Here is a 20,617-nt window from a genome sequence, read left to right as displayed (position 1 = left end):
TACTCTCATTAAGTTTAGATGCCAGGCTTCCCCAGTTACTGCACTGGCTCCCTGTTAGAAATCCCACCCTCAAGCACAGTATTGGTCTGACTAAGTATAGGGCGTTGCGCTATTTTGCACGCTGACCCACCAATACTGCCGAAACAGGTTACGGTTAGTTGTGTACCTCTAACTTCTTATGGCTTCCTTCAGACCCCACCGTTGGCCAGTGACGCCCTTGCCATTCAGATTATCTTCCCCTTAGTCAGGGTGATAAGGCATCTTTCAGCCTATCGGGTTTGCCAGCTTCGCTGGGCAAACAAAAAAGGAGCTAATTGAGCTCCTTTTTTAGTTATTGTTTGTTATAGCAGTCTTATTCTTCTGCGCCGCTTTCTTCTTGATTATGTAACTCAAGACTTGAAGACATAGCACTTTCACGACTCGACTTTGCCGAATCATTACGTAGCTTATCAATATGATTTAAATAATCTTGGTCAATCCCACCAGTGATATATTGACCATCAAATACAGAGGTTTCAAAACGGCTTATCTCAGGATTCTCTTGACGTACTGCATCAATTAAATCAGGAAGTGATTGGAAGATTAATCCATCTGAACCAATGTTAGCGTTAATATCTTCAACTTCACGACCATGCGCAATAAGCTCTGCCGCTGACGGCATATCAATACCATATACATTAGGGAAACGAATTTCAGGAGCCGCTGAGGCAAAATAAACGTTTTTAGCGCCTGACTCACGGGCCATTTCAACGATTTGCGCCGATGTTGTACCACGAACAATTGAATCATCGACTAACAGTACGTTTTTGCCTTTAAATTCACGGTCAATGGCGTTGAGCTTTTGACGTACTGACTTTTTACGCATTTCTTGGCCTGGCATAATAAATGTGCGACCAATATAACGGTTTTTAACAAACCCTTGCCGATACGGTAAATCAAGTACTGAAGCGATTTCAAGCGCGATATCACATGAAGTTTCAGGAATAGGGATTACTACATCAATGTCTTTATTAGCCCATTCTCTGGCAATCTTTTCACCCAATTTAGTCCCCATATTAACGCGAGTCGCATAAACAGACATACGGTCAATATTAGAGTCTGGACGAGCAAAGTAAACAAACTCAAAAATACATGGCGAGTAAGATACTTTTTCGGCGCACGCTTGTGAGAAAAACTGTCCATCTTCAGTAACATAAATAGCTTCACCTGGTGCTACATCACGCACAAAATCAAAACCATCTATTTTAAGTGCCACGCTTTCAGAGGCAAACATGTATTCGGTGCCATTATTGGTTTCGCGTTTACCAAATACGAGAGGACGAATGCCATTAGGGTCACGAAACGCCACCACGCCATGGCCAATCACCATTGAAATGGCAGCGTACCCACCTTCTACTTGACTGATCACATCAGTGACCGCAGTAAATACATCTACAGGATCAAGCTTTAGCTTATTAGGCTTACTTAACTCATGTGCCATGATATTAAGTAATATTTCTGAATCTGAGGTCGTATTTACATGACGACGCGCTTCAGAAAATAATTGCTCTTTTAACTGCTCAGCGTTAGTTAAGTTACCATTGTGCGCTAAAGCAATACCAAATGGTGAATTAACATAAAAAGGCTGTGCTTCTGACGAGCTAGAAGAGCCTGCTGTTGGGTAACGTACATGGCCAATACCAATTGTGCCTTGTAAACGTTTCATATGACGGGTGTGAAACACATCTTTCACAAGACCATTGCCTTTTCGCAAGCTAAACGTGTTGTTTTCAATGGTTATGATGCCTGCGGCATCTTGACCACGGTGCTGCAAAACAGTTAAGCCATCATAAATCGCCTGATTTACAGGAGATGTTCCAACTATTCCAACGATACCACACATGAAATTTATCCTCGCCGATTAACGGTTTACCGAATTTAAAAAGCTTGAGTTGTTTTCAAGGTATGAAAAAAACCATTCAACAACAAAGCCAAATTCTGGGATCAAAATAGAATTCTTCCACCAATGCGTGTTTGGCGCACCAGTAAAAGCATCAAGAAAGAAGAGTAACGCGCTTACGACCAACACGCCACGCAGAGCACCAAATACTACGCCAAAAACACGGTCAGTGCCCGACAAACCAGTACGTTGTACCAACTCGCCTAATATATAGTTTAGTAGCCCACCTAACAGTAGCGTCGAAAAGAATAGTATGGCTATCGCCGCTGCATTTCTTAAAAGGGGTTCAGAAATTGATGTTAGGAAGGATGCTAAATATTGGTAAAACAAACTAGAGATGATAAATGCGCCAGCCCAAACGGCTAATGACATTGCTTCTTTGATAAAGCCACGAATTAAACCGATAAAAGTAGACAGTGCAATAATGCCAAGTATGGCGTAATCAACCCAGATCATAATAACCAATTAGTCGTTAATTTGGGGCGCATTCTATAAGACTACCTGTAAAAATGCCAGATCATTTTGTTATTTCAAACTGAGTGACTTTACCATTTAGTTTAGTCAGTTCTTTCAATTTAGGAAGTTTACCCTCTAGTTCGGATTTATTTAAAGAGGGTCCTACGAATACTTTAGTCAATGTGCCATTTACGGTTTTAACAGGCTTGGTAAACGTTTTAAAACCTTTAGCATTAAGCTTTGCTATCAACGTTTTCACATTAGGTTTATGTGAAAAGCTACCTAATTGAATAACATAAGACACTTTGGAAAGGTTTTCTTTAGGAGCGCGCGCAGGAGCAGTCGGTTGCTCGACAGCAGTCTCGTTGGGCTGCTCCGTTGATGCCTCAACCAACTGTTTAGGAGGCTCTTCGAAGCGCTGATCATCTGCTTTTATATCTTCAATTTGCGGTTGTTTGGGCTGCTCGGCGTCAGCCACCTTTGCGTCAATTTCTTCTTGCAAGTTGATCGTTTTGAACTCAGGCCGTTCAGGAATAGCTTTAAAGCCTTCTTTGTAATGAACTTTTTCGCCATCTAAAACATTTGGAATAAAAACAATTGCAGCAATAACTACAATACTGGTTCCGACTAAGCGATTAATAAAACCTGAGTTCACCGACTTCCTCTCTATTTTTTCCAATAATTAATAGCGGCTGCAACTGTCATAAATGAGCCAAAGATAATAAATAAGGTATCTTCATTAAGGGTCGGCAAGACATTGTTAAGTGCATCTGGAATACTATCATAGCTATCAATACGTGTTTGGCAGTGCACAGCTTCTAGCGCTACTTTTAAGTTTTCAACAGAGTCACCACGAAAGCAATTTAAGCTAGCAATAGACCAAACATCAACCAAGCTGTTGACTTCTTTAAGCACGCCGACCTTATCTTTGTCAGCAAGCATAGCGGCTAATGCATGTATTTTAAAGCCTTTATCTTTAAAGCTTGCTATTTTTTGTGCCAAATAGCGTGCAGACTCGGGGTTATGGGCCACATCTGTGTACACAAGAGGTTGCCGACTTAATTGCTGAAAGCGCCCTTCTACTATTAAATTACGCAAGCAATTTTCAATGACATGTTGTTCTGGTAATAAACCAAGCACTGCAAGCGTAGTTAATGCTGTGGCTGCATTTTGACAAGGTATGGCAGGCTTTGCATAGTTAAACTGTTGGCCGCTGAATTGCCAACTAAAGCTATCATCACTTTCTTTAAATATAAAATCACGCCCAGATAAAACCATATTAGCGTCAACTTCTTTGCCGTAATCAGTCACAGTATGAGGAATTGCTAAATCGCCGACAATCGCAGGTGTATCCTTACGGAAAATACCTGCTTTATCATAACCAACAAGTTCACGTGTATCACCGAGGTATTCTTTGTGGTCTAAATCAATAGTGGTGATGACACTTGCATAAGGCGTAACAATATTTGTGGCGTCGAACCGTCCTCCTAAACCAACTTCTAATAGAACGTAGTCAACCGCATGACGTTCAAAAATAGCCAGTGCACCTAAAGTGCCGTATTCAAAATAAGTCAGTGACATGTCACCACGGCCCTGCTCTAATAAATGAAAAGCATCAACATGGAATTGGTCATCAAGTTCAGCCCCATTAACTCGTACTCGTTCGTTATAACGAATTAAATGTGGCGACGCATACGTACCGACAGTATACCCTTGTGCTAAAAGCAGCGATTCAAGGCAACGGGCTGTAGTACCTTTACCGTTAGTGCCGCCAATCAGGATAACTTTACTGGCCGTATTTAAAAGACCCACTTGACTGGCAACATGCGCTACGCGCTCAAGCCCCATATCAATGTTAGCAGGATGGATACTTTCTAAATAACAAAGCCAATCATCAAGACTTGACGATTGGCTAGGGAGGTTTTCTATCATAGCGTTAATCAGTTCAGCTGAAATTTACGCTACTCTATGCTCTTGTTCAGTAGAAGGCAAGTTCATAAACTTAGCTAGTACACGTGCTAATGTGTCACGCATTTCACGGCGGTCAACAATCATATCAATTGCACCGTGTTCAAGTAAGAATTCACTACGTTGGAAGCCTTCTGGCAAGGTTTCACGTACTGTTTGTTCAATAACGCGTGGACCGGCAAAACCAATTAGTGCTTTAGGTTCTGCAACGTTAATATCACCTAGCATCGCTAACGACGCAGATACACCACCCATTGTAGGGTCAGTCATTACTGAAATAAATGGCAAGCCTTTTTCACTCATTTTAGCTAGTGCTGCACTAGTTTTAGCCATTTGCATCAATGACATAAGAGCTTCTTGCATACGTGCGCCACCTGATGCTGAAAAACAGATTAGCGGCATATTATGCTCTAAACATTGATCAACAGCATCAACAAAGCGAGCCCCAACAACCGAAGCCATTGAACCGCCCATAAATGAAAACTCAAATGCGACGGCCGCAACAGGAATACCTTTTAGGTTGCCTTTAATAGCGACTAGCGCATCTTTTTCACCGCTATTTTTTTGTGCTTGGCTAATACGATCTGAATACTTTTTAGAGTCTCTAAACTTTAAAATATCTTTTGGTTCATGCTGTGTACCAAGCTCTTGACGACCGTTATCGTCTAAAAAGTGTTCTAGGCGTTTACGACCACTAACCCGCATGTGGTGTCCGCACTTAGGGCATACGTTGAGTGATTTTTCTAATTCAGCTTTATATAAAATCGAATCACAGTCTGTACATTTTGCCCAAACCCCTTCAGGGATCTCTTTACGACCTGATGATTTTGTCGTTTTAGGTAAGATCTTTTCTAACCAACTCATTTGCAACTCTCTTAATACTGTTGTGTGTCGCTTGACTGTCCTACAGACAGACAATTTTTCTAATTAAAACATGAATTAACTAAAGACGGTATAAAAAACTGGTCTTAGTAGTGAATCTATAAACTTAACCATCTGAATCGGTTAGAAATAGTGGCCCTAATGGTGTTTTAGGAATCGTAAAGTGTTCTGGATAATCAACATCAACTAAGTAAAGACCAGTAGGCTTAGCGGTAGCACTTGCTTTCGCTCGCTCTCTTAAATTAAGTAATTCTGCCAACCATTCGGGCTGCTGTTTATCAAGACCAATATCCATTAAACAACCAGTAATATTACGTACCATATGATGTAAAAAAGCATTCGCTTTAATATCAATAATCACATAACTACCTTGACGAGTAACCGATAAATGGTGAATGGTGCGAGTCGCGGTATTGGCTTGACAATGTAAAGCCCGAAAAGAAGTAAAATCGTGTTCACCTATTAAATACTGACACGCGGCCTGCATTTTTGTCTCGTCCAGGTGATGATAAAAATGTGTTACCCCTTCGTTCATTATTGCACCGCGCAACCTGTTGTTGTAAATAACATAACGGTAACGACGTGCTGTAGCACTAAAGCGAGCATGAAAGTCTTTATTTACTGGCTGAGCAAATCGAATGCAAATATCTTTAGGTAATAAGGTATTCATGCCCAAAGTAAAAGCAACCATGTCTCGGTTCGCTTCGGTTTCAAAGTGCACCACCTGCCCTGTGCCGTGTACACCAGCGTCAGTTCGCCCAGCACAGACAATTTCAACTGGATGATTACAAATACGCGACAAAGCCGTTTCGACTTCTTGCTGTACGCTATTTACATGTGACTGACGTTGCCAACCACTATAACAGGCGCCGTTGTACTCTACCCCTAGTGCTACTCGCATAATTACTGCTTTACCTACTGTGCTAATGAACGAGGCATTTTATGCTATCTAGCGATGCAATAAAAGCAACCTTAATAAATCAAGCTATAAAAAAAGCCCTAAAAAGGGCTTAATTTACTCATAAACGTACTAACAGTATGATTAAGGCTTGAGCTTCGCTTTCAAGCTTAAGGCCTCTTGCTGTACTTCTTCAGGGCCATTAGTAATCACTTCTTCTATTACGCCCATTGCTGAGTACATATCATCTATTTCTATATAGGCGCGCGCTAAATCTAACTTAGCAGAGTAACCTCCACTTTCAATATCTACATCAGTTGGGTTATCACCTGCAAGTAATGCATCAAAGTCGCCTAGGCCAACGTCCATATTCACATCATCATAAGGTTCGTACTCAGGGCTTTGCTCATCACTTTGTTCAATCAGTGAGTCAATATCAACAAATTTATCATCAAGAGCATTATCAATTTCATCTAGCTCGCCTTGAGACTCTTTGCCCGGTTTTGATAATGATTCAGCTAGGTTTTCATCTGCTGGCACTTCATTTTCTAAATCTTCATTTAAAAGCGCCTTAAAATCAACATCAAAGTCGCTGGTATCTTCGCCATTAAAGTCCTCTGAGTCTGCAAGTTCATTTAAAAGTGCATCGAAATCAGTCTGACTTAGGTCAGCCATAAAGTCGTCATCAATTTTCTGAACTGACAACTTATTTTGCGCTTTAGCTGCAAGCTCTTCGTCCATTGATGCTTCTGTATCAGCAGCTGTATTTTCTTCTAAGCGGTCCAGTTTATCAGAGTCACTTAACGCTTCAGCATCACTATTACCGCCCCCTAAAGCATGATCTAAATGTTGCTCTGCTTGACTAGTTTGAAGCGGTGCTTGCTGAACTTGTTGGTATTCACTTTCACCATCAAGACTTGCATTATCATTTTGAATATTGTCACTTTGGGTGTCATCATTTTCAGGGTCAACCAGTTCATCATCAAGTTCAAGCTCTTGCCTTGAACTAACACTTTCTAAACCATTCTCTTTCGCTAAGTCAGTATCATCAGCTAGCGGATCGTCACCTAGGTCAATTTCAGCGTATTCTAGTTCGTTATCGGCTTCAGACCATTCTTTTGGTTCAACATAATCTTCATCATTAAGTAATGAGTCTTCATCATACGCATTTTCGAGTTCAGACTCAGCGCCCAATGGAGTGTCGTCAAGTTCTGGTTCGTCAGTTAAGCTTGAAGCAAGTGACTCAACATCATCAACATCAAGCTCTTCTTGCGCCTCAGATAACTCATCTGCAGAACCGGCTAGTGCTTCATCAATTAACGAGTCAATGTCAAGATCTTCGTCATCCTCTTCGCTCGCAAGCTCTTCACTTAAAATATTATCAGTGTTTTTTTCTTCAGGATCACTATCAAGATCAATGTCGTCCCTGAGGCTGTCACCAGCAGTTTGGTCGAAGTCTTGTTGTAAAGAAATATCTAGGTCATCGTCATCTGATTTTTCATCATCAAAAAAAACATCGTCGTTTAACAAGCCTTCAAGGGGATCATCAAACATCATATCGTCGTCTTCAGGCAATATGTCTGAATCTAAACCATCATCCAATCGCACGCTTAAATCGTCGTTTTCACCATCGGTAGAATTGGAACTAATGGGCTCAAGACCCGGATCTAAATCATTATTTTCATCGGCATTATAAGTAGGAGCTTGCAGTAAAAAATCACCTTCATCATTGGCTTTTAATTCTTGATTATTACGGTTTTTTAAGAAAAACACGATGCCTGCGATAATCAATAACGCCGCAATAGCCATCATTAAAATCAATATTAGCGGGCTTGATAACAACCCTACTATGCTAAATTCACTATTGTGTTGTTTTTTTACTTTTTGCTGCTCAATTATTTCATTTTGTTTACTGATCAACCCTTTGAGTTGTATTTGAATCTCGCTGTCTTGACCCAGTTGATTGCGAACATTTTCAGGCTCTGTTGAAATACTGATTAACTGCTGTTTTAACTTATTATTTTCAATAAGAAGCTCTTCAACATTTTTAACTGAAGACTTAAATTGATTTTGTAATTCAACTAAACGCATATCCTGTTCAGTTTTAATGGTGTTTATTTCTTGCTGTAATTCTTGTTTAGCTTGATCAACATCAGCTCTGCGCGCTTGCGTTAGTTTTTTTTGTGACGTGTCTATATCATTTTTAGTCAGCGTGCCATTTTTCTTTTTTTCCCACAATTCATCATCTTGCTCTGAGCGCTGCTTAGCAAGCGCGGAGCTAATAGCGCGCATTTGCGCAATTGTAGGAACTTTTAAATAAGCGCCATCGCGCATGTGATTAAGGTTTTTATCTAAGAATGAGCTTGGGCTTTTCTCGTACAGAGCCACCATAACTTGATAAATATTTACCGAGTTATCTGGACGCACCTTTGCAGCAATACGCCATAACGTATCCGTCGGTTTTATTGGACCAATAGAGCGTTCTTGCGCGCTATAGTCAACGCCTTTTGGGCCTTTGAGCTGGGTTCCGTCTTGAGAGTAAACTGGAGTTACTACCAATGCAGACGCTATAATGAAAAGTGTTATTAAACCGCGCATGCTGATCCTTTACTATTTAAATGTTTAAGCACCACCAGCGGGTACTCAGACATTGATTATTTCTTGCAGAAAATTAACGCTAATTAAGCTCCTTCTGCAAGGTCTATTCCAGCCACAAACTATAAACCAGTTACGTTTTAATATCTAATATCTATTATAACACTTTGATAGTTAATAGCTTAAGCCTCATTAACTGAATAAAGCTTTGTTATTATGATTGAGTTTATACGCTTTTACAGCTTATGCGGCAATAACTTGACAGTCAAAACCTAAAAAAGCGGCAAATTGCCGCTTTTTATAGTATGTTTAATCAGCTTTTTTATAAATAGTTGGCAATTAGCTCTTCGGCTATTTGTACGCTATTAGTTGCTGCACCTTTACGAGTATTATCACTGACAACCCACATATTTAAACCATGTGGATGGGTAATATCAGCACGTAAGCGCCCAACATAGACTGTGTCAGTACCACTAGCGTCTGAAACTGCGGTTGGGTAATCGCTTGCATCATCAATTAGCTCAACTCCTGGAGCATCATTAAGCAATTGTTTTGCTTGTTCTAAATCAAATGGCATGCGTGTTTCAAGGCTTATTGCTTCACTGTGACCAAAAAATACAGGTACTCGAACACACGTTGGATTAACTGCAATGGAACTATCGCCCAAGATTTTCTGCGTTTCGTTCACCATTTTCATTTCTTCGCGGGTGTAACCATTATCCTCAAATGTGTCAATTTGCGGGATAACATTAAAAGCAATTTGCTTAGGGAAAATTTCGTTTTCCATTGGTCTAGCATTCATTAAGTTAGCAGTTTGCTTAGCGAGTTCATCCACCGCGTCTTTACCTGCACCCGATACCGCTTGGTACGTTGACACATTAATACGGTCAATACCGAAAGCATCATGGATTGGCTTAAGTGCAACCAACATTTGAATGGTCGAACAATTTGGATTAGCAATAATATTTCTATTTCTAAAATCAGCCAAACTTGCAGCATTAACTTCTGGTATTACCAACGGTATATCAAAGTCATTTCTAAACTGTGAGGTATTATCTATAACCACACAACCTGCTTCTGCCGCAATTGGCGCGTATTTTTCAGAAACACTACCGCCAGCTGAAAATAAACCAATGTGTGCTTGGCTAAAATCAAAGCCTTCAACGTCTTGCACTTCGATAGTTTCACCACGAAATTTAATATCTTCACCAGCACTACGACTGCTAGCTAATAAAAATAATTGGTCAATCGGGAATTTTCGATCTGCTAAGGTCTCGATTATTTGACGGCCTACTAGACCTGTTGCACCAAGAACGACAACATTAAATTTTTGCGACATATGTATTCCTCGTTTAATAACTGGCCTTATGGCCGTTATTTAAAAATTAATTTATATAAGATTAAAGCCAAGCCCAGCTAAAAGCGCAGTGTTATGCTTAGCATCGACAATACTTACGGTGCTGAATTCGCGCCTTAACGGATAGCTTTTTCTTAGGTTGTCAAAACCTTGCTGAGCCAAGTCACGCCTTAAAATGCCGTCATCTCTACGCACATCATAAACAAGGTGAATCAATTGACCTAGATCGGCTTCACTGAATGTATCTTGTAGAGTGACTTGTGTAATCGCGGGGATAGGTAAAAAGTCACTTAATGTTTTTGTCTCTGGAACACCTTGTAACTGACACAACCGTTGATACAGCATTTGCGTACCTCGTGCTTTACCTTCTAAAGTATGACCTGCAATATGTACACTAGCTAAGCGAACGTAATCGAGTAACTCTGTTAAAATTGTCGGCTCGTTCTCCCATACATCAAGCACTAAATCAAGCTTTGCCCCGCGTTGCATTATATTAAGCAACGCTTGGTTATCGACCACTTCTCCACGGCTGGCATTTATTAATACCGTCCCTGGTTTAAGTGCAGCTAAGCGTGCTTTATCCATTAAATGTAAGGTTTGGTGTTCGCCAGATTTAATTAAGGGCACATGAAAAGTGATAATATCAGCTTGTGCAAGCAGCGTATCTAAATCAATATGCTCATCAAGTTCACCCGCTTGTTGTTTAGGTGGATCGCAAAGTAATACCGTAACATCTAACGCAGCTAACTTATCGCGTAAGCAACTACCAATGCTTCCTACCCCAACAATGCCGATAGTTTTCCCGGTAAGCCTAGTGCCGTTTTCTTGGCATAGGACAAATAAGCTACTGATCACATATTCACTTACTGCAACAGCGTTACACCCAGGGGCGCTAGTAAAAGTAATATTTTTACGCTGTAAAAGTGCGGTATCGATATGATCAACCCCAATAGTTGCCGTACCTACAAAACGCAGTTTATCCGCTTTTTCCAATAGCTGCTCATTCACTTTAGTAACCGAGCGGGTTAATAAAACATCTACATCAACTAATTGATCGCTTTGTAAGTTTCGACCATCAAACCGAGTAACCTCACCAAAGTCTGCAAAGTACTCTTCAACAAGCGGCATGTTTTGATCAGCGAGAATTTTCATGAATGAATCCGAATGGCAACAATAGTGGCTATTGTAGCGAACATTACCCTTATTACACAAACGAAAAAGCCGCATAAATGAAGTGACCCCACGGCTAGCGCATTTTAATCCCAGACTCTAGCAGGGTTGAGCGGTAATCATCGTCTAGCCCTGCCATTTTCTTTTTCCTCGCCATACTTGCTGACTTAGATGCATCTTGTTTAAAAAGCGCCATGGCTATCTTTCGCATTACATTAAACATTAATGGCCCTTGAAGTTTGCGTATTCTCGATTCATCTTCTCTGAAGTTCATATCAAGCATCCAATGCATGCTTTCAACCTGCCAGTGACTGCGTACTGCATTGAGTGCTTGCGCTGCATTTAAGTCTAATGAACTTATATACCAGCGTGTTTCAGTGGTATCCGACCCTGCCGACTTATCATGAACTTCAGCCCTGACCTTAATAATACTCGTTAAGCCAGGCCAACGATAATCCTTGCCTAGCCAGCTTTTATCTATAAGTAACTGCTGGCATGTACGTGTTTCAACACGCCCATGTCCTGAGCTTATTTCGGTATGTTCATCACAATTATGCTTAGTTAACCTTTCACGCTCGCACTTGTGCCACCACGCTTCTAGTTCCTTTTGCATGCCTGAATGATTACCTTTAAGTGCAAGAATATAATCTGCTTTTTGTTGGATGATTTGTTTTGCTATTTCTTGTTGGCATCCCATCGCATCTAACGTAATGATACTGTTTTCAATATCGAGCAGGGTGAGTAATTCTGGTATTGCGGTGATTTCATTTGTTTTATTATCAACAGCCGTCTGCCCAAGCACTAACTGGTGTTGGCAACTCCATGCACTGACCGTGTGTAAGGCACTTTTTCTGTCTTTTGTGGTAAATGAACGCCGTGCGGTTTTGCCATCGATAGCGATGATATCTGCACCTGTAGTTTCAATCAGTGATGATATCCAAGATTGAAATGCCCTTTCTATTTCATTTGCTTTTAACCGACACATGACGCGAGCAATCGTGTCATGTTTTGGAATTCCTGCGTTGAACGTGCCGTATTTTTTTAACCAATCAAGCTTTAGGTGCCCAAAGTCTTCAATATCTTCCCATCCTTCTGCACCAGAGAGTACAGCGCTAATAGCAAGGAGAAGAATATCGATAAGTTCATGCTTTTTACAACGTTCAATGCGAGGATCTGTAATTGAATTAAAATGTTTCAGAAAAGTAGTGCTCATATTTATGCGACCAAGTAATTATTATGCCTTGATCTGATCACTACTTGCTCTATAAGTTCAATTTATAATGATCTTGCCGTGGAAGTGACCCCATAAAGTTGGACTCATTTCTAAGCGGCAGCCAAGGCCTGATTTCGATATTGTATCGGACTCAGGCCTTTTAGTTTCAGCTTAATACGCTCATTGTTATAATAGTGGATATATTCTTTGATGTTTTCAATGAGTTCATTCGCGTCCTTGAACGTTTCGTTGTGATACATCTCGCTTTTCAGTATGGCAAAGAAATTTTCAGCAACAGCGTTATCTAAACAGTTTCCTTTTCTAGACATACTTTGTTTTAACCCTTTTTCTTTAAGGTGCTTTTGATATTGCTTGTTTTGATATTGCCATCCTTGGTCTGAGTGTACTATCGGCTTCTCGTTCGGCTTCAACTTAGCCGTTGCGGTTTTAAGCATGTCAGTTACCAAGGGAAGCGCAACGGATTTTCTTACTTCGTAACTGATTATCTCTTGGTTGAATAAGTCAATCATAGGCGATAGATATACCTTCTCATTATCCACTTTAAACTCCGTCACATCCGTTACCCATTTTTGATTAGGCTTCTGCGCAGTAAACTCGCGGTTAAGCGTATTTTCTGCGATTTTACCCACTTCACCTTTGTAAGATTTATAGCGCTTAGGCCTTACTTTTGACTTAAGGCCTAACTCATTCATTAGACGTTGAACGCGCTTATGATTAACGAGTACCCCCATTTTTCTTAGGGCACTCGTAATTCTGCGATAGCCATATCGCCCTTTATGCGTGTGATAGATATCACGTATTTTTACGAGTAAATCACTGTTGGCGCAGGGCTGCTCACATGTAGTTCGATGATAATAGTAGACACTCTTCGCCAACCCCGTGGCCTTTAATAGATGTCGTAAGCTATGTTTTGCCTTGAACTCTTCGACGACTATCGTCTTGTCTTTGCTTTTTTCTTTCTGGCTTGAGCCAAGGCTTCTAACTTTTTTAGCACATCATTCTCTGCTCGTAAGTATGCTAACTCTTCTCGTAACTCCTCCTCAGTCATTTGCTCTACTGGTTTTGATGAAGAAGAATTATTTGTCATGGTTGGCCTACCTTTTTTCTGTGGTTGGAGACGGGATATACCATCGCGAGCATAAAGCTTTTGCCATTGAAAAAGAATACCTGGGGACGATAAATCGAAGAACGCACTGGTATAGCTGAGTGACCAACTGTTAGCTGCCATCGATTTTAACACTTCTATCTTAAATGCTTGAGAATAAGGTTTGTGAACAGACCTGAAGCTTTCAGCGCCATGAATTCGATAAACAGCGGTCCAATATCGGACCTGCCTTTGTGTAACATTAAATCTATTACCTATCGCCGGAGAGCTTTCAGATAAAGCGAACTCAGCTACTTTGAGCTTAAAAGCTCGATGATGTTTGGACATAAAAAGACCCCCAGTAATTGGACTGTCCAACTATTGGGGGTCACTTCAATATGCTCGGCTTTTATATGTTCAGACTTTCAATTAGTCTTTATATTTACTCATTACTAACGTGGCATTAGTGCCACCAAAGCCAAAGCTATTAGACATTACTGTGTTTAGTTCAACATCTTGACGCTCAGTCACAATATTTAAGCCCTCAGCTTGCTCGTCTAATTCATCAATATTGATTGAAGGTGCTACAAAACCATGCTCAAGCATTAACAGTGAAAAAATAGCTTCATGAACGCCAGCTGCACCTAGTGCATGGCCAGTCATAGCTTTCGTTGCGCTTATCATTGGTGAGTTACCGCCAAATACATCTTGAATTGCGCCTAGCTCTTTCACATCACCAACCGGTGTTGAAGTGCCATGGGTATTTAAGTAATCAATATCGCCGTCAAGGCCTTGCATTGCTTGGCGCATACAACGTGCAGCACCTTCGCCTGATGGTGCAACCATATCGTAGCCATCAGATGTTGCGCCATAGCCAGTGATTTCAGCATAAATATGCGCGCCACGAGCTAGTGCATGCTCAAGCTCTTCAACTACAACAATCCCGCCACCGCCAGAAATAACAAAACCGTCACGCTTAGCATCATATGTACGTGATGCTTTTTCAGGTGTTTCGTTGTATTTAGTAGAAAGTGCGCCCATTGCGTCAAATTCCATTGCTAGCGTCCAGTGCAGTTCTTCACCGCCACCGGCAAAAACGACATCTTGCTTACCTAGTTGAATTTGCTCAACCGCATGGCCAATACAATGCGCTGAAGTTGCACATGCAGAACTAATTGAATAGTTAACGCCTTTAATTTTGAAAGGCGTTGCTAAGCATGCAGAAGTCGTACTTGCCATGGTACGCGGTACCATATATGGACCAACACGTTTTACGCCTTTTTCACGTAAAATATCCGCGGCTTCAACTTGCCATTTAGACGAACCACCACCAGAACCAACAAGTAAACCTGTGCGTTCATTTGATACTTGCTCTTCAGTTAAACCTGCATCTTCTATTGCTTGTGCCATTGAAATATATGAATAGGCGGCTGCATCGCCCATAAAGCGCATTGCTTTGCGGTCAACAAACTCTTTTACGTCAATATCAATTTTTCCAGATACGTTACTGCGTAACTTGTAATCTGCAAATTCTTGGTTAAAAGCGATACCGCTCTTACCTGTTTTTAACGATTCTAATACTTCATCTTTGTTGTTGCCGATGCTTGAAACAACACCAACGCCCGTAATAACGGCTCTTCTCATGGGTAATTACCTTAGCTTGATACTAAATTGTGTTCTATTTTACGCTGAAACTTACAACGAAGTGGTCAGCTTTCTAGCGTACACTTGTACTCTGAACACCTAGCTTATAAATAACGCCAGACTATTTCAAAGAAAACACGTAAAATAATAAAAAAAAGTTCCTAAATTTTAAGTTAATACATGATAAAAAACGCCGACATTCACTTTAACCACCTTGGTACACCTGTTGCTGACACCTTTGACGATGTGTATTTTTCTAATGACAATGGCCTTAGCGAATCAAATTATGTTTTTTATCAGCAAAATAATATAGCTCAACGATTACAAAACCATGACCGAACACACTTTGTGATTGCAGAAACTGGCTTTGGCACAGGACTTAATTTTTTAAATACTTGGCAGCAATTTGCTAACCTAATATCTAATAGGCAGCATGGCGAGAATAAAGTTCAAAATCAACCCAACCTTGGTGTTAATCGCTTACATTTCATTTCCTTTGAGAAATACCCTATAAAACTAAACGATTTAGCTCAAGCGCTTAAAGCGTGGCCAAGCTTAAAAATATTTAATGAGCAGCTACTTGCGAAGTACCCTATTAATTTAGCGGGTTGCCACCGCCTTGAATTTGCCAATGGACAAGTTGTACTCGACTTATATTTTGGTGATGTGCAAGACTCAATCAATACCATGAGCTATCCTGAGGCTGGTATAGTTGATGCTTGGTACCTTGATGGTTTTGCACCCAGTAAGAATCCTGACATGTGGCAACAATCACTATTTGTAAAAATGGTCGATATTTCCCGCGCACACGCCACATTCGCCACTTTTACTGCTGCGGGCTTTGTAAGGCGTGGGCTCATTGAAGCCGGCTTTACTGTCAATAAAGTAAAAGGGTTTGGTCAAAAACGTGAAATGCTTACAGGGTTATTAGAACAGGCAAATACCAAACAGTCAGCCCCTACTTACTTTGCACATCAACAAGCTAAGCTTAGTAATGTCGCAGTCATTGGCGGCGGCATTGCCAGTAGCGCGGTATTATATAGCCTTGCCAAGCGTCGTATTCCCAGTAGTTTGTTTTGCCAAGACAGCGAGCTTGCTATGGGTGCATCACATAATGTACAAGGTGCAGTTTACCCACATTTACAAGCGAAAAACTCGCCACACAGTGAGTTTTTTGCCCATAGCTTTTTATACGCAAAAAGGCTTTATCAGCATCTATTGTCACAAGGGTTTAATTTTGACCACGACTGGTGCGGCGTTTTACAGCATGCAGTAAAGCAAGGTTTAGCTGATAAACACCAAAACTTAGCCGAGAAATCACTTTGGCCAGAATCACTTATGCATAACGTAAGCGCAGAGCAAGGCGATGCTATTGCCGGTGTTAAAACAGGTTATGCTGGCGTTTACTTTCCAAAAGGTGGCTGGGTAAATCCTCCTGGGCTTGTGAGTGCTTTATTTAAAGCAGCAGAGTTTTGTGCCACTAAAGCACAGACGCCAATCACTTCGCATTTAAGCTGCGCTATACAAACGTTAGAAAAGACTCCAGACGGCTGGCTGTTAAAAACCAAGCAAAAAACCTTTGGTCCATTTAGCGATGTAATTATTTGCGCTGGTGAGTACAGCGAGCAATTTAACCAAACGGCTAGCTTGCCCATTGTCAGTGTACGCGGGCAAGTTTCACATATAAAAACAAGTAACGAATCACAAAAACTAAAAACCGTGCTTTGCCATAAAGGCTACTTTACGCCAATGTATAACCATCACCACTGCATGGGCGCAACGTTTGAAAAAAACACCAAAAGCCGTGTTATAAGTGAGCAAGATAACCAAACGAACCACCAGCAACTACTTGATTTTTATGCTGACGCATCTTTTGCCAATACTTTGGATAAAGTAACCTCAGCAAAAGCTGCCATACGCTGTAGCTTTATTGATCACCTCCCCATGGCAGGCGAATGGGCCGAACAAGCAGACTACACCAACGCCTTTGCCAATTTACGTTTAGGTAAGCGCTATCAATATCAGCCTTTAGACAAACCACAACAAGGTTTACATATATTAACCGGCTTCGGCGCTCGCGGTTTTTGTAGCGCCCCACTGGCCGCAGAACACTTAATCGCAAACTTAAACGATGAACCTCGCCCACTAAGCGAACGCGTAAGCCAAGCCATTCACCCTGCCAGGTTTATTGTGCGAGACTTAATACGGAATAAGATTTAGAGTAATGATCAAGCAATCCTTCTTTATATCATCATAATTTTATCCATCAGTTTAAAATCAAGAGTAAATTTTATCCATAAAAAAACCCGCCAATTTGATTTCTCAAATTGGCGGGTTTTTTAGGGTTTTTAAATCAACGAATTCAAAAACCTTTATTGGTGGAGCTGGGGGGATTTGAACCCCCGTCCGAAAAGCCTCGACCGTCGGTACTACATGTTTAGTATTGTCATTTAATTAACCTTTAAATCCCGGACAAACACGGTAAGTAAAGGCGAGGCCGCTTAGTTTTAACGCTTCAACCCCGGCCAGGGTTTCCGTCGCGATCAGGTGTTAGGGTGACACTCCAAAATCCAGTCCACAAGAATACATGGAAGGAGCGCTAGCCAGCCTAAGCTGCTAGAGAGTAGTTATCGTCGTTTGCGATTACTTTAAGTTGCGGCTGTTTAACGAGGCAAACCGCACCTCGACATGCACCTTGGGCTTCTTGAATTCCGTCGAATCCTAATCAGCCCCTGAATTAGTAACTCATTCAGAGCGTGCAAGCAGTATAACTGAGTAAAGGATGGTGACTCAAGGGCTTATTGGTTTTATTTTTATTATTGTGTTTAATTGGCCATTAAACACACGATTTATTATTACAATGAAAGTGTTGAGCTAATAATTGCCAAATGGGGTAAGTAACTTTTACGAATTTACTTACCCCATTTGATTAAATAAATGCAACTAAAGATCACTCAGTCGTTTTTGTTTCTGCCTCTTCGCTAACCATGTTCTCGGCTTCTTCAGCAAGTGGCCAGCCACCGAGCTGTTGCCAGCGATTAACAATTAAACAATATAACTCTGCGGTGCGCTCGGTATCATAAAGAGCCGAGTGAGCTTGTTTGTTATCAAATTCAATTCCCGCTGCACGACATGCCTTTGCAAGTACCGTTTGGCCAAGGGCAAGGCCTGCAAGCGACGTGGTATCGAAGCTCACGAACGGATGAAACGGCGTACGCTTAATATTATTACGTTCAATCGCAGCATTTACAAACCCATGATCAAAAGCAGCATTATGCGCCACCACGACTGAGCGCTGACACCCTGCTGCTTTTTGTGCTTTACGTACAACTTTACAAATTTCTTTTATCGCTGCTTCTTCTGATACAGCGCCGCGAAGTGGTGAAAATGGATCTATACCATTAAATTCAATCGCCGCTTGTTCAATATTAGCGCCTTCAAATGGCTCAACATGAAAATGCACGGTCTGGTCAATACTCAGCAAACCGTCGTCATCCATCTTTAAAATAGAGACAGCTATTTCTAACAACGCATCAGTTGCTTTATTGAACCCTGCTGTTTCCACATCTATAACCACAGGAAAAAAGCCTCGAAAGCGTTTTGCGAAAAGTGTTTGTTCAGTATTTGCCATAGTCTTCTTGGTTTGCCAATTTAAGGTGTATTATGTCAAAAATGGGGGGGGGTGTGCTAGGCCTTCGCAGATAAATTAGCAACTAAATTTAGGCGTGCTATTTGCTTAGTTTCTTGCTTTAGTAACTAGCTGGCTTTGTGTAACCACCGTGTGCTTATCAGGTGCTTCATCCGCGGCTATGCGTCAATACACCGCAACTGCTGATAATTCACAATGGGAAATGGTCACCACTTCACGCCTTGAATGTAAGTTAAATCATAAAATCTGAAACACAAGGTTTCGGTGAAAAACGCCATGTGGCCACCAACGATAATATTTTAGGTCGTGATAAAAATCCTCGTTTAGTGATCAAAATAGCCAAAATGTAATGATATTTAAGTAGTCATCCACTGCATTTATGCTTGTTAAATAGAGTTTATGAAAAATAAGTTGCAATTAATTTCTTTCATTTATAACAAAACTATTTAAGTTTGCACCAACTAGTTATATCTTGCTTGTCTCGCACGTTTTTTAGGGGCATAAAAGTGCTTAAAAATAAAACTATAGGCAGCATGTTAATTGTTGCAGGGACCACTATCGGCGCAGGTATGTTAGCGCTACCCATTGTATCAGCGGGGCTCGGTTTCTCAACCGCACTTGCGCTAATTATAGCGACATGGATGTTGATGACTTACACCGCCCTATTAATGCTGGAGTTGCACCAATACGCCGACCGTGATGCCACGCTCAATACTTTAGCTAAATCATGGCTTGGCAAACGCGGCCAATACATTGCGAACTTTTCGGTGATGTTTTTGTTCTATGCGCTTTGTGCAGCTTATATTGCAGGCGGTGGTGAACAGCTACAAGAAAAAATTAATACCGGCTTTAATATTGATATCGCCCCACAAATTGGTGCCATTATTATTGCAATAGTAATAGGTACTGTAGTCACCCTTGGCACAAGTAAAGTTGATAAGCTAAATCGCGTATTGTTTACTATAAAAATAATTGCACTAGCAAGTTTATTTTATATACTTACCCCTTATGTACAAAGCCAACATTTACTCGAAATGCCTATTGAGCAAGGGCTTATTTTATCGGCTATTCCGGTAGTGTTTACCTCATTTGGCTTTCACGGCTCAATTCCTTCTATTGTGAAGTATGTTGGCATTGATATTAAAACCTTACGAAAAGTCATGTTCGCAGGCGCTGCGCTACCTCTAATTATTTATATTTTTTGGCAACTAATTATCCAAGGTATAATGAGCCAAGCTGTATTACTTAAAAGTACGAACTTGCTAGGGTTTGTTTCTAGCATGTCCAGTATTGCCAATAACTCAGCAATCGCGACAGCGGTTAACTTATTTGCCGATTTAGCCTTAGCCACGTCATTTTTAGGAGTAAGTTTAGGTTTATTTGATTTTTTTGCCGATGCTTTAAAAAAAGGTGATGGTAGTAAAGATCGTATAAAAACAGCCTTAATTACCTTTATTCCCCCTCTTGGGTTTGCGCTATTTTATCCACAAGGCTTTATTGTGGCCTTAGGTTATGCAGCTATCGCCTTAGTGATACTTGCCATCTTCTTGCCCGTTGCCATGGTTTATAAGCAGCGTAAACAAGGTGATCAAACAGGTTATGCTGTACGTGGCGGTAATATAGGTTTAGCACTTGCCGCTCTTTGTGGTGTGCTTATTATTAGTGCTCAAGGGATGCAAATCGCGGAGCTCATTCCTGCCATTGGTTAAACACATAATAGAACGAGACAACAAGATAATAA

The 20,617-nt window shown here is 40.9% G+C and carries 16 protein-coding genes, 1 other RNA gene and 1 pseudogene; 3 read left to right on the top strand and 15 right to left on the bottom strand.

Annotated features, from left to right (window positions below; genetic code table 11):
* Positions 1-352: 352 nt before the first annotated feature.
* The 13 genes from purF to fabB all read right to left on the bottom strand — a co-directional run bounded on the left by purF (position 353) and on the right by fabB (position 15,227).
* On the bottom strand, positions 353-1,882 hold the full coding sequence (gene purF, locus ACT3S9_RS04935) for an amidophosphoribosyltransferase (RefSeq protein WP_441993258.1): 1,530 nt from the start codon (positions 1,880-1,882) through the stop codon (positions 353-355).
* Between the two features lie 18 nt (positions 1,883-1,900).
* Positions 1,901-2,395 carry a CvpA family protein gene (locus ACT3S9_RS04930; protein WP_441836007.1) on the bottom strand — a complete coding sequence of 165 codons (495 nt, stop codon included), beginning with the start codon at positions 2,393-2,395 and terminating at the stop codon, positions 1,901-1,903.
* A gap of 61 nt (positions 2,396-2,456) precedes the next feature.
* Positions 2,457-3,050, bottom strand: coding sequence for an SPOR domain-containing protein (locus ACT3S9_RS04925; RefSeq protein ID WP_441836006.1), 594 nt, complete (start codon positions 3,048-3,050; stop codon positions 2,457-2,459).
* Between the two features lie 11 nt (positions 3,051-3,061).
* Entirely contained in the window at positions 3,062-4,327 is a 1,266-nt protein-coding gene (folC, locus tag ACT3S9_RS04920; protein ID WP_441836005.1) for a bifunctional tetrahydrofolate synthase/dihydrofolate synthase, read from the bottom strand.
* Positions 4,328-4,351: 24 nt separating this feature from the next.
* Positions 4,352-5,227: an acetyl-CoA carboxylase, carboxyltransferase subunit beta gene (gene accD / locus ACT3S9_RS04915; RefSeq protein ID WP_441836004.1), complete on the bottom strand. Its 876-nt coding sequence runs from the start codon at positions 5,225-5,227 to the stop codon at positions 4,352-4,354.
* Between the two features lie 124 nt (positions 5,228-5,351).
* Positions 5,352-6,146 (bottom strand): tRNA pseudouridine(38-40) synthase TruA, encoded by a 795-nt coding sequence (truA, locus tag ACT3S9_RS04910; protein WP_441836003.1) that lies wholly within the window; start codon positions 6,144-6,146, stop codon positions 5,352-5,354.
* A 141-nt stretch (positions 6,147-6,287) separates the two neighbouring features.
* Positions 6,288-8,741 (bottom strand): FimV/HubP family polar landmark protein, encoded by a 2,454-nt coding sequence (locus tag ACT3S9_RS04905; protein ID WP_444750798.1) that lies wholly within the window; start codon positions 8,739-8,741, stop codon positions 6,288-6,290.
* A gap of 319 nt (positions 8,742-9,060) precedes the next feature.
* Positions 9,061-10,077 carry an aspartate-semialdehyde dehydrogenase gene (locus tag ACT3S9_RS04900; protein ID WP_444750797.1) on the bottom strand — a complete coding sequence of 339 codons (1,017 nt, stop codon included), beginning with the start codon at positions 10,075-10,077 and terminating at the stop codon, positions 9,061-9,063.
* A gap of 51 nt (positions 10,078-10,128) precedes the next feature.
* Positions 10,129-11,247 (bottom strand): 4-phosphoerythronate dehydrogenase PdxB, encoded by a 1,119-nt coding sequence (gene pdxB / locus ACT3S9_RS04895; RefSeq protein ID WP_441836000.1) that lies wholly within the window; start codon positions 11,245-11,247, stop codon positions 10,129-10,131.
* Positions 11,248-11,341: 94 nt separating this feature from the next.
* Complete coding sequence (locus ACT3S9_RS04890; protein ID WP_008466968.1) at positions 11,342-12,478, bottom strand: ISAs1 family transposase; 1,137 nt, start codon at positions 12,476-12,478, stop codon at positions 11,342-11,344.
* Between the two features lie 110 nt (positions 12,479-12,588).
* Positions 12,589-13,434: an IS3 family transposase gene (locus ACT3S9_RS04885; RefSeq protein WP_444511517.1), complete on the bottom strand. Its 846-nt coding sequence runs from the start codon at positions 13,432-13,434 to the stop codon at positions 12,589-12,591.
* Positions 13,431-13,931 (bottom strand): transposase, encoded by a 501-nt coding sequence (locus ACT3S9_RS04880; RefSeq protein ID WP_444750572.1) that lies wholly within the window; start codon positions 13,929-13,931, stop codon positions 13,431-13,433. Before ACT3S9_RS04880 ends, ACT3S9_RS04885 begins: the two co-directional genes overlap by 4 nt.
* A gap of 81 nt (positions 13,932-14,012) precedes the next feature.
* Entirely contained in the window at positions 14,013-15,227 is a 1,215-nt protein-coding gene (fabB, locus tag ACT3S9_RS04875; RefSeq protein WP_441836620.1) for a beta-ketoacyl-ACP synthase I, read from the bottom strand.
* 180 nt (positions 15,228-15,407) lie between these two features.
* On the opposite strand from fabB, the gene mnmC reads away from it, so the two are divergent.
* The gene (gene mnmC, locus ACT3S9_RS04870; RefSeq protein WP_441836619.1) at positions 15,408-17,447 is read left to right on the top strand and encodes a bifunctional tRNA (5-methylaminomethyl-2-thiouridine)(34)-methyltransferase MnmD/FAD-dependent 5-carboxymethylaminomethyl-2-thiouridine(34) oxidoreductase MnmC; all 2,040 of its coding nucleotides are present in this window, start codon (positions 15,408-15,410) and stop codon (positions 17,445-17,447) included.
* A 156-nt stretch (positions 17,448-17,603) separates the two neighbouring features.
* Here mnmC and ssrA read toward each other — a convergent pair.
* Together ssrA and rnt are read right to left on the bottom strand one after the other, a co-directional pair.
* Positions 17,604-17,960: a transfer-messenger RNA gene (gene ssrA, locus ACT3S9_RS04865) on the bottom strand.
* Positions 17,961-18,177: 217 nt separating this feature from the next.
* Positions 18,178-18,858 carry a ribonuclease T gene (gene rnt, locus ACT3S9_RS04860; protein ID WP_441836286.1) on the bottom strand — a complete coding sequence of 227 codons (681 nt, stop codon included), beginning with the start codon at positions 18,856-18,858 and terminating at the stop codon, positions 18,178-18,180.
* A gap of 260 nt (positions 18,859-19,118) precedes the next feature.
* Between rnt and ACT3S9_RS04855 the strand changes: the two are divergent.
* Together ACT3S9_RS04855 and ACT3S9_RS04850 are read left to right on the top strand one after the other, a co-directional pair.
* Positions 19,119-19,226 (top strand): annotated as a pseudogene (locus ACT3S9_RS04855) (OmpA family protein); the annotation flags it as partial.
* Positions 19,227-19,382: 156 nt separating this feature from the next.
* Positions 19,383-20,585: an aromatic amino acid transport family protein gene (locus ACT3S9_RS04850; RefSeq protein ID WP_441836285.1), complete on the top strand. Its 1,203-nt coding sequence runs from the start codon at positions 19,383-19,385 to the stop codon at positions 20,583-20,585.
* Positions 20,586-20,617: the final 32 nt, after the last annotated feature.

Source organism: Pseudoalteromonas sp. AOP31-A2-14 (genome assembly GCF_052378035.1).
GTDB lineage: Bacteria > Pseudomonadota > Gammaproteobacteria > Enterobacterales > Alteromonadaceae > Pseudoalteromonas.
The sequence above is the reverse complement of the archived record's forward strand: the minus strand, read 5'-3'. Positions and strand labels throughout refer to the sequence as shown.